11 protein-coding genes are annotated in these 14,276 nt (G+C 69.9%); 3 read left to right on the plus strand and 8 right to left on the minus strand.

The window, feature by feature from the left end; all coding sequences use genetic code 11:
- Positions 1–40: 40 nt before the first annotated feature.
- From E1218_RS16010 to E1218_RS16045, 8 genes are all read right to left on the minus strand, one after another.
- The gene (locus tag E1218_RS16010) at positions 41–742 is read right to left on the minus strand and encodes a hypothetical protein (RefSeq protein ID WP_132320825.1); all 702 of its coding nucleotides are present in this window, start codon (positions 740–742) and stop codon (positions 41–43) included.
- Positions 743–753: 11 nt separating this feature from the next.
- On the minus strand, positions 754–1,365 hold the full coding sequence (locus E1218_RS16015) for a hypothetical protein (RefSeq protein ID WP_132320827.1): 612 nt from the start codon (positions 1,363–1,365) through the stop codon (positions 754–756).
- A 642-nt stretch (positions 1,366–2,007) separates the two neighbouring features.
- On the minus strand, positions 2,008–2,832 hold the full coding sequence (locus E1218_RS16020) for a bifunctional allantoicase/(S)-ureidoglycine aminohydrolase (RefSeq protein WP_132320829.1): 825 nt from the start codon (positions 2,830–2,832) through the stop codon (positions 2,008–2,010).
- Entirely contained in the window at positions 2,829–4,154 is a 1,326-nt protein-coding gene (gene allB, locus E1218_RS16025) for an allantoinase AllB (protein ID WP_132320831.1), read from the minus strand. The genes E1218_RS16020 and allB overlap by 4 nt, the downstream gene beginning before the upstream one ends.
- Positions 4,155–4,236: 82 nt before the next feature.
- On the minus strand, positions 4,237–5,535 hold the full coding sequence (locus tag E1218_RS16030; protein ID WP_132320833.1) for a glycerate kinase: 1,299 nt from the start codon (positions 5,533–5,535) through the stop codon (positions 4,237–4,239).
- Between the two features lie 4 nt (positions 5,536–5,539).
- Positions 5,540–7,306, minus strand: coding sequence for a glyoxylate carboligase (gene gcl / locus E1218_RS16035; RefSeq protein ID WP_202866044.1), 1,767 nt, complete (start codon positions 7,304–7,306; stop codon positions 5,540–5,542).
- An 8-nt stretch (positions 7,307–7,314) separates the two neighbouring features.
- The gene (locus tag E1218_RS16040; protein ID WP_132320837.1) at positions 7,315–8,199 is read right to left on the minus strand and encodes a 2-hydroxy-3-oxopropionate reductase; all 885 of its coding nucleotides are present in this window, start codon (positions 8,197–8,199) and stop codon (positions 7,315–7,317) included.
- A 21-nt stretch (positions 8,200–8,220) separates the two neighbouring features.
- Positions 8,221–9,033: a hydroxypyruvate isomerase family protein gene (locus E1218_RS16045; RefSeq protein ID WP_132320839.1), complete on the minus strand. Its 813-nt coding sequence runs from the start codon at positions 9,031–9,033 to the stop codon at positions 8,221–8,223.
- Between the two features lie 151 nt (positions 9,034–9,184).
- Between E1218_RS16045 and E1218_RS16050 the strand changes: the two genes are divergently transcribed.
- The 3 genes from E1218_RS16050 to E1218_RS16060 all read left to right on the plus strand — a co-directional run bounded on the left by E1218_RS16050 (position 9,185) and on the right by E1218_RS16060 (position 14,241).
- Positions 9,185–10,717 (plus strand): PucR family transcriptional regulator, encoded by a 1,533-nt coding sequence (locus E1218_RS16050; protein ID WP_165949288.1) that lies wholly within the window; start codon positions 9,185–9,187, stop codon positions 10,715–10,717.
- A gap of 159 nt (positions 10,718–10,876) precedes the next feature.
- Entirely contained in the window at positions 10,877–12,802 is a 1,926-nt protein-coding gene (gene uraD / locus E1218_RS16055) for a 2-oxo-4-hydroxy-4-carboxy-5-ureidoimidazoline decarboxylase (RefSeq protein WP_132320843.1), read from the plus strand.
- A complete protein-coding gene (locus tag E1218_RS16060; RefSeq protein WP_132320845.1) occupies positions 12,799–14,241 on the plus strand; it encodes a xanthine dehydrogenase small subunit in 1,443 nt (480 codons plus the stop codon). The genes uraD and E1218_RS16060 overlap by 4 nt, the downstream gene beginning before the upstream one ends.
- Positions 14,242–14,276: the final 35 nt, after the last annotated feature.

Below are 14,276 nucleotides of genomic sequence, written 5' to 3' on the forward strand. Positions count from 1 at the left end.
AAGAGACAGGGATCAACCGGGCTGTGCTGCTATCGGGTGCCTACTTGGTCTGCTTCCGGACCCGGTCGGTGAGCTCCTTCATCGATCCGATGCCGGTCCATTGACCTTCCAATTCCTCGAGTCCGCCGAGCAGTCGGCCGCCGTCCTCGAAGATGACGCCCTGTACGTCGGCGGCGAGCGGTATCGCGTTCGCAGGTACGCCGTGCAGGCCGGATCGCATGCCCTCGTCGGTCGCGGCGAGGAACAGCAACACCGGTGTCTTGGCCGGAATCGCCCGATTCCAGTCCGCCAGGCTGAACTCCGGCGTTCCTTGCGGGTCGTTGTACCGCGGGCCTTGCCACAGCGCCACATACGCGTACCCGTCGGTGATCTGGTTGGCCGACCGGACCCGGAAGGCCTCGGTCACCCGGACCTTCAGCAGCACGAACTGCTCGCCCTGCTCGTCGCCGGCCTGCATCGGGATCTCGTCCCCCTGCAGGATCGTCTCGACCTCACCGGCCGCGATCACGTCGTGCCGATCGGTCTTGACCAATGCCTCCGGCGACTCCGCCGGGACATAGTCGTGGTCGATCTGGCGCATCACGGTCGTGTCGACCCGGGAGTGCTGCCCGGATTCGTCCGGCGCCGCGGTCCCGCCGCAGCCGGTCGCGAACAGTGCGATGACCAGCGCGGAGGCGGCCAGCCCCAGCTTCGCGGTCCGGGTTCGCCGACGAGTTTCCTGCCTATGACTCCGAATACGCATCGTCATTGTCCTCACCCGAACCAGTCGTTGATGTGGCCCCTGTGGTGCGCCGTCCAGATCCGCGTCCAGGAGTCGCTGACGGTGCCGGTCCAGCCGGACCGCTGGCAGCTGTCGTTGTACGGTGACGGGTAGTGGTCGAGCCCCAGGGTATGACCGAGCTCGTGGCAGGAGGTCTTGCGGTACTGCCGATTGCGGTAGGTGTCACTCGAGTAGTGGTCGCGGATCAGCGGGCCGTTGATCCGGGTCCGGTACCGGTCGCACCGGCCGCTCGACCACTTGACCATGCACGCCGCGTCGCCGATCGCGCCACTCGACAAGCTGCGGCCCTGCCAGACCACGTCGGTCTGGCCCTCGCCGCTGGTGTCACAGGTCGAGTGATAGGTGCGCTTGGCGTTGGTGTTGTTGTGCATGTACACCATCGAGTTGTAGATCTGGGTGCGGATCGCCGCCTGTGGTGTGTAGGTCGACGAGTAGCAGTAGTTGTGGTTGCCCGTGTCCGGCCTGAAGTTGCTGTTGAACGGCCAGGTGTCTGCCATGGCCGGCGACGCGACCGTCACCCAGGCCATCAGTGCGGCCGACGCCGCGGCGATAAAGCGCGTCTTTCTCCAGCGAGTTGGTTTCACGTGCCTCAGCTCCCCAGTAATTGAACGTAGACCTAACTCCCTGTGCTGGTCGCCGATTTCCAGGCCGAATGCAGCTGGAATGACGGAACCATCGACCGGTCCCGAAACACGCCGACCACCCCCAAGGCGCGTACTTCGATATCGGCGCACCACCTCCCAAGGTCCGCACGGCTGGTTGATGCAGTCGGCCTGACCGTGCCCACGCGGACGTCACCGGCGGGGAACGGGTACCGCCGGATGGCGCGGACGACGTTGCCGGGTTGGCGGATCGCGCAGCATACAGGGGAAACGCCAGTACGAACGCTCGCACCACGACCCCCCTTTGGCCGACTGCATGAATCGTCGCGCCGATCGGGGTGACTCGATCAGTCAGCACACAAACCGGCAGGCCGGACGAATGAATCCACCCCCCGATCGCAGGCGACTATTGAATATCACACGAATCACCATCGACCGTCAGGATCCATTCATACCCAGCCGATTCCGGCATAACACGGTTGATCAGATATTTCTTTCAGCACGGAACCGAACCGGCCAGAGATGCGACGACCTCGTAGCCGGCCGCCTCGAGCTCGGCGCAGCGCGGGTCGTCGTCGCGGACGATCTCGTACTCCGCCGGCACGCACCCATGGTCGCCGCCGCTCAGAGGGTCAGCTTGGGATGCCGGTTGACGTCCTTGTAGAGCAGGTAACGGAAGCGGCCGGGGCCGCCGGCGTAGCAGGCCTGCGGGCAGAAGGCGCGCAACCACAGGAAGTCGCCCTCCTGGACCTCGACCCAGTCCTTGTTCAGCAGGTAGACCGCCTTGCCCTCGAGGACGTACAGCCCGTGTTCCATCACGTGGGTCTCGGGGAACGGGATCACGCCGCCGGGCTCGAAGCTGACGATGTTGACGTGCATGTCGTGGCGGACGTCGTCCGGGTCGACGAAGCGCTGGGTCTTCCACCGGCCCTCCGTGTCCGGCATCGCCACGCCCTCGACGTCGACCTCGTTGGTGACGAACGGTTCGGGTACGTCGATGCCCTCGACCCGCTCGTACGCCTTCCGGACCAGGTGGAACCGGGCGACCTGCTCGCTGGTGTTGTGCAGCGTCCACTCGGCCGCCGGCGGCAGGAACGCGTACCCGCCCGGCCCGAGGCTGTGCTTCTCACCGCTGACCGTCAGCGTCACGTTGCCTTCGACAACGAAAACGACGGCCTCGGCGGCCGGGTCGGTCTCCGGCCGGTCGCTGCCACCACCCGGCGCGACCTCGACGACGTACTGCGAGAACGTCTCGGCGAACCCGGACAGCGGGCGGGCGATCACCCAGAGCCGGGTGTCGTTCCAGAACGGCAGCCGGCTGGTGACGATGTCGCGCATGGTCCCGCGCGGCAGGACGGCGTACGCCTCGGTGAAGACGGCGCGATCGGTGGTCAGGTCGGTCTGCGGGGGCAGCCCGCCGCTCGGGGAGTAGTACCGCGGCGCTGTCATGCTTGTCCTCCTCGGGTCAGCAGGCGGCCCCGCGGGGCCGCCGCGATGTCGACGGGTTCGCCGCGCAGCCAGGTACTGCGGACGACCCCGTCGAGCGTCCGTCCGTCGTACGGGGTGATGGCGTTCTTGTGGTGCAGGGTGCCGGCGTCCACGACGAAGGTGTCCTCCGGCGCGAACATGCTGAAGTCCGCGTCGTACCCGGCCTCGATCCTGCCCTTGCCCGGCACCCCCGGCGCCTGGCACATCCAGCGGGCGACGTCGGGCAGGGTGAAGCCACGCTTGCGGGCCTCCGTCCACACTGCGGGCAGGCCGAGCTGGAGCGACGCGATGCCACCCCAGGCCACGCCGAAGTCACCGGTATCGAGCCGTTTCAGGTCGGCCGTCGACGGCGAGTGGTCCGAGACCACCAGGTCGATCACGCCGGCGCGCAGGCCGTCCCAGAGCAGTTCTCGGTTCGCCGCTTCCCGGATCGGCGGACAGCACTTGTACTGCGTCGCGCCGTCAGGGATCTCCTCCGCGGTGAACGTCAGGTAGTGCGGGCAGGTCTCCGCGGTGATCGGGACGCCGTTGTCGCGCGCTCGGGCGATCATCGGCAGGACGTCGGCGCTGGACACGTGCAGGATGTGGACACGGCAACCGGTTCTCCGAGCGGTTTCGATGACCCGCGCGACGGCCGCGCCCTCCGCTTCCCGGGGTCGCGACCGGAGGAAGGCGAGATAGCTGGTGCCGTCCGGGGCCGGCGCCTGGTCGATGCGATGGGCGTCCTCGGCGTGCACGATCAGCACGCCGTCGAACCCCGCGATCTCTCGCATCACCGGTTCGAGCTCCGCCTGGTCCAGCGCCGGGAACTCGTCGACGCCGCTGTGCAGCAGGAAGCACTTGAACCCGAAGACCCCGGCGTCGTGCAGCGGGCGGAGCTGGGCGAGGTTGCCCGGGATCGCGCCGCCCCAGAACCCGACGTCGACGTACGCCTGGCTCGCGGCGGTCTTCCGCTTGAGCTCGAGTGCCGGTACGTCGCAGGTCGGCGGGATGCTGTTCAGCGGCATGTCGATGATCGTGGTGACGCCACCGGCCGCGGCCGCCCGGGTCGCGCTGGTGAAGCCCTCCCACTCGGTGCGACCGGGGTCGTTCACGTGCACGTGGGAGTCGACCAGGCCGGGCATCAGCACCTCGTCCCCGGCCAGCACGAGCTCCTCGGTGGTCTCGAGCTCGGCGTCGTACGGCGCGACGACGGCGATCCGCCCGTCCAGCACCCCGACGGCGCGGGCCGCCTCGCCGGTGGCGCTCACCACCCGGCCGGCCCTGATGACCAGGTCCAGCATGCTCAACCACGTCCTCGCTTCGCTCCGGGCGCGGGTGAGACACGGAGTTCGCTGTGCTCGATGATGAACTCGCTGCGCTCGCTCATGCGAACCCCCTCTCGGTTGCTGTCATCGTAGATCTCGCCAGGTGGTCGGCCGCGATCCTCTCGCCGAGTTGCCGCAGGAGGGGGATCGGCTCGGCGATGCAGCGCCGGACGTCGGGCTCCAGGTCGGTCAGCGCGTACGCCGCCTCGACGCCGGCCGCCCGCAGTCGCGCCGGGTCCAGCCGGTTGGTCCCGCACACCGCGACCACGGGGACCCCAGCGGCTCCAGCCGCCGCGGCCACGCCGGTGACCGCCTTCCCGTGGAGCGTCTGCTCGTCGAGCGCGCCTTCACCGGTGACCACGAGATCCGCACCGGCGAGCTGCTGGTGGAATCCAACGAGCTCGAGCATCAATTCGATCCCCGGCCGAAGCTCAGCTCCCAGCAGCGCCAGCGCCGCGAACCCGACCCCGCCGGCAGCCCCGGCCCCGGGCGCATCGCGGACGTCCCGCCCGGTCTCCCGGGCCACCAGGTCGGCCCAGCGAGCCAGCCCGTCGTCCAACTCGGCAACCTGATCGGCATCGGCACCTTTCTGCGGCCCGTACACCGCCGCCGCCCCGGCAGGCCCGGTGAGCGGATTGTCGACATCACACGCGACCACGACCTCCACACCCGCCATCCGCTCACGGAGGTCGGTCAGATCGAGAGAAGCTGCCGCCGCCAAAGCGCCACCGCCTTCCCCCACCGGAGCGCCGTCGGCGTCGAGGAGCTTCGCACCGAGCGCGCGGATCAGACCGGCTCCGCCGTCCGTGGATGCGCTGCCGCCGATGCCGAGGATGATCCGGGTGCATCCTTTGTCGATCGCGGCCGCGATCACCTCACCGGTACCCCGGGACGACGCGGTCAGCGGAGCCGGCCGGCCGAAACCTCCGCCGTGCGGTATTGCCCCACTTTGTGCACCATCCGAGTACGGCGGACCGCTCGGAGTGCTCGAACCGTGCACAAAGTCGGCGTGTTCCGGTACGGCTCGGTCACGGGCGGCGGGAAGCCGGACCAAGCCCGAGACGTCGGCCAGTTCGACGACGGCGACGTCGTGGCCGCCGTGATCCGTCGAGACGCGCCGGCGCGCGTAGCCGGTGCGGACCGCCTCACCGGTAGGCCCGGAGGCGGTCGCCGGCACGAACTCGAAGCCTGCGGCGACCGCGGCGGCGAGGGTGCCGTCACCGCCGTCGGCCACGGGGACCGCGTCCACGGTCGCGTCCGGGCAGGTACGGCGTACCCCTTCGGCGACCGTGGTGGCGACCTGGTTGCTGGTGAGGCTGCCCTTGAACTTGTCGGAGGCAACGACCACGCGTGTCATCGGATCAACCGCGGACCGCGACCGCGGTCGGGGCGTCCCCTGGCTGCTCGGCCAGGTCCTCGAACTCGTTCACGCTGTCGATCTCCAGGCCCATCGAGACGTTGGTGACGCGTTCGAGGATGACCTCGACGACGACCGGGACCTGGAACTCCACCATCAGCTTCTTGGCCCGCTCCAGCGCCGGCAGGATGTCGTCCGGCTCGGTGACCCGGATCGCCTTGCAGCCCAGGCCTTCCGCGACCTTCACGTGGTCGACGCCGTACCCGTCGACCTCGGGGCTGTTGATGTTCTCGAACGACAACTGCACACAGAAGTCCATGTCGAACCCGCGCTGCGCCTGCCGGATCAACCCGAGGTACGAGTTGTTCACGACGACGTGGACGTACGGGATGTTGAACTGCGCACCGACCGCCAGCTCCTCGATCAGGAACTGGAAGTCGTAGTCACCCGACAGCGCCACGACCGTGCTCTCCGGGTCCGCGACCGCGACCCCCAGGGTCGCGGGCACCGTCCAGCCGAGCGGACCTGCCTGCCCGGCGTTGATCCAGTGCCGCGGCCGGTACACGTGCAGCAGCTGAGCCGCCTGGATCTGCGACAGTCCGATCGTCGACACGTACCGCGTGTCCGGCCCGAAGGCCCGGTTCATCTCCTCGTACACGCGCTGCGGCTTGATCGGCACGGTCTCGAAGTGCGTCTTGCGGTGCAGCGTCGCCTTCCGCTGCCGGCACTCGCCGGCCCAGGCGGACCGGTCGGCCAGCCTGCCCGCGGCGGCCCACTCGCGGGCCACCTCGACGAACACCTCGAGCGCCAGCCGGGCGTCCGAGACGATGCCGTAGTCCGGTGCGAACACCCGGCCGATCTGGGTCGGCTCGATGTCGACGTGGATGAACTTCCGGTCCTTCGTGTAGATGTCGACCGAGCCGGTGTGCCGGTTCGCCCAGCGGTTGCCGATGCCGAAGACCAGGTCGGAGGCCAGCAGGGTCGCGTTGCCGTAGCGGTGCGACGTCTGCAGGCCGACCATGCCGGCAGTCAGCGGGTGGTCGTCCGGGATCGCGCCCCAGCCCATCAGGGTCGGGACGACCGGGACGCCGACGAGCTCGGCGAACTCGACCAGCAGGTCGGCCGCGTCGGCGTTGACCACACCGCCACCGGCGACGATCAATGGCCGCTCAGCGTTGTTCAGCAGCGTGAGCGCCCGCTCGGCCTGCGCCCGGGTCGCGGCCGGCCTGGCCACCGGCAGCGGCTCGTAGGTGTCGATGTCGAAGTCGATCTCGGCCAGCTGGACATCCAGCGGCAGGTCGACGAGCACGGGACCCGGACGACCTTCACGCATCAACTGGAAGGCCTTCTGGAAGGAGCCCGGCACCTGGGCCGGCTCCATTACCATGACCGCCCACTTCGCGACCGGCTTGGCGATCGAGGCGATGTCGACCGCCTGGAAGTCCTCCTTGTGCAGCTTGGCCACCGGCGCCTGGCCGGTGATGCACAGGATCGGGATCGAGTCCGCCGACGCCGAGTACAGCCCGGTGATCATGTCGGTTCCGGCCGGACCCGACGTACCGATGCAGACACCGATGTTGCCGGCCTTGGCCCGGGTGTAGCCCTCGGCCATGTGGGACGCGCCCTCGACGTGGCGGGCGAGCACGTGCTTGATCCCGCCGTGCTTCTTCATCGCGCTGTAGAAGGGGTTGATCGCGGCACCGGGCAGACCGAAGGTCTGGGTGCTGCCCTCCTTCTCCAGGATCAGGACCGCGGCATCGACCGCTCGCATGCGGGCCATCAGTCCGCGGCCTTCCCGGACAGGCGCTCCACGCCACGCAGCAGCGCGGAGTGGTCGAGACCGCCGTCGCCGTTGGCGCGCGCGGAGGCCACGAGCTGCGCGACCAGCGAGCCGAGCGGTACGGCGACCCCGGCCTCGCGGGCGGCGGCGGTGACGATGCCCATGTCCTTGTGGTGCAGGTCGATCCGGAAGCCCGGCTGGAAGGAGCGCGACAGCATGTTCTCCTTCTTCTGGTTCAGCACCGACGAGCCGGCCAGGCCGCCGCCGAGGACCTCCAGGGCCGCCTTGGTGTCGACGCCGTACGCCTCCAGGAAGACGACGGCCTCGGACAGCGCCTGGATGTTGGCGGCGACGATCAGCTGGTTGGCCGCCTTGACGGTCTGGCCGGACCCGCTCGGGCCGACGTGCACGACGGTCTTGCCGACCGCGTCGAACAGCGGCTTGGCGGCGTCGAAGTCGTCACCCTCGCCGCCGACCATGATCGACAGCACTGCGTTCTTCGCGCCCGCCTCGCCGCCGGAGACCGGCGCGTCCAGGATCCGGAAGCCCAGCGCCCGGGCCTGCTCGGCCAGCTGCTGGGTGACGTCCGGCCGGATGCTGGAGAAGTCGATGATCAGCGAGCCGGTCTCGGCGTGCTGGAAGACGCCGTCCTCACCGGCGAGCACCTGCTCGACGTCGGGTGAGTCGGGCACCATCACGCAGATGACGTCCGCGCCCTTGACCGCGTCCGCGACCGAGGTCGCGCAGCGGCCGCCGGCCTCGACCAGCGGAGCGCCGCGCTCGGGGGTGCGGTCGAGGCCGGCGACGGCGTGACCGGCTCCGGCGAGGTGGACGGCCATCGGGCTGCCCATGATGCCGAGACCGATGAAGGCGATGTTCGTCATGTCGGAATCTCCAAGAATCTGTCAGCCGGCGACGGCGCGACGCTCGCGCGGCAGCCAGCCGAAGCTGTCGACGGTGGTGGTGGACGGCTTGTACTCCAGGCCGATCCAGCCGGAGTAGCCGTTGCCGGCCAGGGTGGTCAGCTGCCGCTCGAGCGAGAGCGTGCCGGTGCCGGGCTCGTTGCGGCCGGGGGCGTCGGCGATCTGCACGTGGGCGATGCGGTCGGTGTGCTCGGCGATCACCCGGTCGACGTCGTCGCCGTTGACCGCGAGGTGGTAGAGGTCCGCCAGCAGGCCGACGTTCGGCGCCTGCACGCGGTCGATCACGGAGAGCGCGTCGGCGGCGGTCAGCAGCGGGTACCGGTCCGCGCCGCTGACCGGCTCGACCAGTACGACGCCGTCGATCCGCGCGGCCGCCTCGGCGGCGAGGGTGAGGTTCTCGACCGCGAGGTCGTCCTGCTCGCTCGCGGAGTGGCCGTCCTCCCGGTTGCCGTAGAGGGCGTTGAACGCCGGGCAGCCGAGCCGCTCACCGATGCCGACGGTGACGTCGATGTTGTCCCGGAACTCACCGGACCGCTTGGGCCAGGACACCAGGCCGCGGTCGCCACCGGGCATGTCGCCGGCGAAGAAGTTCAGGCCGGTCAGCCGGACGCCGGCGTCCTGGATCGCGGTCACGAACGCGTCGACGTGCCGGTCCGGCGGCACCGCCTCGACGAACGGCCACCAGAACTCGACAGCACCGAAGCCGGCCCTGCGGGCGGCTGCGGGGCGCTCCAGCAGCGGCAGCTCGGTGAACAGCAGCGAGCAGTTCACCGTGTAGCGCAGCGGGTTGGTCATGGCATTCTCAACTTTCCGTATTGCGGAAGTTAGTTTCTGTTCTGCGAAAAGACCATAGGCACTCGACCGGGACGGCGTCAAGGGTGTCGCGGTTCCCGCCGCCCGACGGGCGTTGTACGTTCCTCTGAGGAGCCGTCGGAGGAGGTGCGCTGTGCTGCTGTCCGAGCTGCTCGACGCGCCGGAGCTCGGGCTGCGCCTGCTGCACCTCGCCGAGGACACGCTCGACCGGCCGATCGGACGCCTCGTCACCACCGACCTGCTCGAGCCGGGCCGCTATCTGAGCGGCGGCGAGCTGGTGCTCACCGGACTGGTCTGGCGCCGCAGCCCGGCGGACAGCGAGACGTTCGTGACCTCGATGGCCGCGCGCGGCGCCACCACGATCCTGGCCGGCAAGGCGCTGCTGGGCGACGTCCCCGAGGACCTGCTCGAGGCCTGTCGCGGTCACCAGGTCACCCTGATCGAGGTGCCGATCGCGGTCGCGTTCGCGGACATCACCGAGTACGTCGCCGCCGCCGGCTCGATGGAGACCGGCGCGCGACTCTCGGCCAGCCTGGTCCGGCAGCGGCAGCTACTGTCGTCGATCGCCGCCGGACGGAGCCTGGACGAGCTCGCGGACCGCATCTCCGCCGAGATCGGGCACGACTGCCGGGTGATCACGCCGACCGGCCGGCACGTCGTACCAGGGCCCGGCGAGTTGGACGAGGCCACGCTCGACGTGATCTCGCGACGGTTCCTGACCGCGGATCGCACGCCGGCGGTCGCCGACGCCGGCGGTACGTCGTACAGCCTGTTCCCGGTGGGGTCGGGTCTGGGGAATCGGCTGACCGCGTGGGTGCTGGTCATCGAGGGCGACCACACCGAGTGGTCCCGCGACCATGTCGAGGCGGTGCACGAGTTGTGCGCGATCACCGCGCTGGACAGGGCGCGCAGGGACGAAGGGCGGCTCGCGCTGCGGCCATTGGTCGCCGATGCGCTCGCGCTGGTCGAGTCCGGCGCTCCGCACGCCGAGGTGGCCACGCGGCTGCGGCAGGCGGGTGCGCAGTCGAACCGGCCGATGGTGGTCGCCGTCGCCGAACTGCGGGACGACGGGCCGGGCGAGGTCGCGATCACCCTCCTCGAGGACGTCGCGCTGACCGTCGGCCCGGCGGTCGTGGCACCGGGACGCGACGGCGTCCTGGTTGCCTTGCTCCCCTTCGCGCCGGGGCTGCCGGATCAGTTGCGCCGGGCGTTCGGCCGGCTGTCACCCGGACTCGTGCGGGCGCGGCTCGGGGTCGGCGTCAGCGGTGAGACGACCGTCGACGCGCTCGCGGGTGCGCTCGAGGAGGCCCGGTTCGCCCATCGGGTTGCGCTGTCCGGCAGTACGCCGGTCTCGGTGGTCACGTCCGACGAGGTCGCGTCGCACGTACTCCTGCTCGCCACGGTGCCGGACGACGTACGCCGTACCTACACCCAGCGCGTGCTCGGGCCGGTGCTCGAGCACGATCGTCGCACGCAGTCGGACCTGCTCACCACGTTGCGCGAGTTCCTCGCCTGCGACGGCTCGTGGTCCCGGGCGGCGGAGACCTTACACCTGCATGTCAACACGGTTCGCTACCGGATCGAACGCGTTGAGCAACTGACCGGTCGCGATCTGTCCCGGCTCGAGGACCGGGTGGACGTGTTCCTGGCGCTGAAGTCGCTCTGAACCGCCTGGTTTGGGTGATCGCACAAATCCAGGGTCGCCGCGGCGGGTGATCTTCGGAGGTTCACCGGGTGCAAACGCGGTCGGAGCGCGCGGATGCTGTCGTGCAGATCACCACCACCGCCGCCGCGCCCCCGAGCCGCCATCCGAGGAAGGTGCCCGATGAAGGCAATCCTGCGACCAGGCCGCCGCACCAGCCGTCACCCCGTCGACGAGGTGCTGCCCCCCGGCAAGCTCGCCGTCTACGGCTTCCAGCACGTCCTGGCGTTCTACGCCGGCGCCGTGATCGTACCGATCCTGCTGGCGAACTCGATCGGGCTCAGCACCGAGCAACTCGTGCACCTGATCAACGCCGACCTGTTCACCTGCGGGATCGCCTCGATCATCCAGTCGGTCGGGTTCTGGAAGGTCGGCGTCCGGCTGCCGCTGCTGCAAGGCGTGACGTTCACCGCGGTGTCGCCGATGATCGCGATCGGCCTGGCCGCCGGCGGCGGGACCGACGGCCTGCTGGTCATCTACGGCGCGGTCATCGTCGCCGGCCTGGTCACCTTCTTCCTGGCGCCGTTCTTCAGCCGGCTGATCCGGTTCTTCCCGCCGGTGGTGACCGGCTCGGTGATCACGATCATCGGTCTGGCCCTGCTGCCGGTGGCGGCCGCGGACGCGACCGGCGGCGCCGGCCCGACGTCGGACCCGACCAACGGCAAGAACCTGGCCTACGCTCTCGGCACGCTCGCGCTGATCGTGCTGATCCAGCGGGTCTTCAAGGGGTTCATGGCCACCGTCGCCGTGCTGGTCGGGCTGGTCGCCGGCACCCTGGTCGCGTGGGCCTTCGGGGACGCCCACTTCGGCGCGGTCGGCGGCTCGGACTGGGTCGGGGTGACCACGCCGTTCCACTTCGGCTGGCCGCAGTTCTCGATCGCGGCGATCATCTCGATGGTCGTGGTCATGCTGATCACCGCGGTGGAGACGACTGGTGACGTCTTCGCGACCGGGGAGATCGTGGAGAAGCGGATCGGCCGCGAGGACGTCGCCCGGGCGCTGCGCGCCGACGGTCTGGCGACCACCATCGGCGGCACCTTCAACTCCTTCCCCTACACGTGCTTCGCCGAGAACGTCGGCCTGGTCCGGCTGACCCGGGTGAAGAGCCGGTGGGTGGTCGCGGCGGCCGGCGCGATCATGATCCTGCTCGGCCTGATCCCCAAGGCCGGCGCGATCGTGGCCGGGATCCCGCACCCGGTGCTGGGCGGCGCCGCCCTGGCGATGTTCGCCACCGTGGCCGTGGTCGGCTTCCAGACGCTGGCGAAGGTCGACTTCCACGACCACCGCAACGTGGTCATCGTGGCCACCAGCGTCGGCCTGGCGATGTACGTGACCGCGCAGCCGCAGGTCGCCCAGGCGGTCCCCGGTTGGGCCGAGATCATCTTCGGCAGCGGCATCACGCTGGGCAGCCTGACCGCGATCCTGCTGAACATCGTCTTCCACCACCTCGGCAAGGACTTCGGTCCCGCTGTCGCCGGGCAGCCCGGGGACTCGATCCGGCTGGACCAGGTGAACACGATGAGCCGGGAGGAGTTCGTCGAGACCTTCGCCGGCCTGTTCCAGGGGCCGCGCTGGATGGTCGAGCGGGCCTGGGAGATGCGGCCGTTCACCGACACCCACGCCCTGCGCCGCTCGTTCCAGGAGGCCCTGTTCTCCGGGTCCCACGAGGAGCAGCGCCAACTCATCGAGTCCTACCCGCAGCTCGGTTCGCAGTTCGTCGCCGACGGCCTGAGCGGCGAAGCGTCGCTGCGCGACCAGTCGGCCCGCGGCCTGACCTTCCTGAACGAGCCGGACCGCGACGAGCTGGCCGCGATCACCGAGGCGTACCGGGAGCGGTTCGGCTTCCCGCTGGTGATCTCGGTCCGGGACGCGGACTCGTTCGACCGGATCATCGAGCAGGGCCGGGAGCGGCTGGACAACTGCGAGAACCAGGAGCACGCCGCCGCCCTGCTGGAGATCGCGAAGATCGCCGGGTACCGGTTCGACGACTTCCTTTCCGACGCCAACCCGATCCATAGTGCAAGAACACGCTGGAGCAGCACCCGATGAGTACGACGACAACGCAGGCACCCTCGATCACGGTCAATGGTGAGCAGACCACCATCGGTGACGTGGCAGTCCACACCACCGTGCTGGACTGGCTCCGCGACCGTGGCCTGACGGGCGCCAAGGAAGGCTGTGCCGAGGGCGAGTGCGGGGCGTGCTCCGTGCTCGTCGCCCGGCCCGGCACCGACAGCCCGACCGAGTGGACCGCGGTGAACGCGTGCCTGCTGCCGGTCGCGTCGCTCGACGGTCAGGAGGTCATCACCTCCGAAGGGCTGGGCACGCCGGCCGACCTGCACCCGGTCCAGCAGGAGCTCGCCGTCCGCGGTGGATCGCAGTGCGGCTACTGCACGCCGGGCTTCGTCTGCAGCATGGCGGCCGAGTTCTACCGCTCTACCCGGACGACGGCCAACGGGCACAGCGACCACGAGCACGGACCGAACGGCTTCGACCTGCACGCGCTCAGCGGCAACCTGTGCCGCTGCACCGGATACCGGCCGATCCGGGATGCGGCGTACGCGCTGGGTGAGCCGGCGCTGAACGACGCGCTGGCGGCTCGCCGGTCCGCGCCACCGCCTCCGCCCGCGGCGACCGCGATCGCGGTGGACGGAGCCGAATTCCTCCGGCCGGCCGGGCTGCCCGAGGTGCTCGACCTGCTGGCCGAGTGCCCCGAGGCCCAGATCGTTGCCGGGTCGACCGATGTCGGCGTCGAGGTGAACCTCCGCGGCGTCCGCAAGCCGTTGATCGTGGCCGTCGACCGGCTGACCGAACTGCGTGAGTTCTCCTTCGGACCGGACGAGATCCGGATCGGCGCCGCCCTGACCCTGAGCGAGCTCGAGCGCCTGCTCGCCGGTCGCGTACCCCTGCTGGCGCACCTGTTCCCGCAGTTCGCCTCCCGGCTGATCCGCAACGGCGCCACCATCGGCGGCAACCTGGGGACGGCGTCACCGATCGGCGACACCCCGCCCGCGCTGCTGGCCCTGGACGCCTCGCTCGTGCTGTCGTCGCGCCGTGGTGAGCGGATCGTGCCGCTCGCCGACTACTTCACCGGCTACCGCGAGACCCTCAAGGCGCCGGACGAGCTGATCCGGACCATCGTCGTACCGCTGCCGCTGGAGCCGGTCACGGCGTTCCACAAGATCGCGAAGCGGCGGTTCGACGACATCTCCAGCGTCGCCGTCGGGTACGCCGTCGACGTCGCGGACGGTGTCGTCCGGCGGGCCCGGATCGGCCTCGGAGGGGTCGCGGCCACGCCGCTGCGCGCGGTCGCCACCGAGCAGGCACTGATCGGAAAGCCGTGGACCGAGCGGACCGTCCGGGAGGCGGCCGCGGTGATGGCGGCCGAGGGTACGCCGATGGACGACCACCGGGCGAGCTCGTCGTACCGCTCGGCGATGCTCGGCCAGTCGCTGCTCCGGTTCTACGCGGAAGGAGTGGGCGCATGAACGAGCGAAGCGAGTTCATCAGAAAACACAGCGTG

The organism is Kribbella turkmenica, assembly GCF_004348725.1.
GTDB classification, from domain to species: Bacteria; Actinomycetota; Actinomycetes; order Propionibacteriales; family Kribbellaceae; genus Kribbella; species Kribbella turkmenica.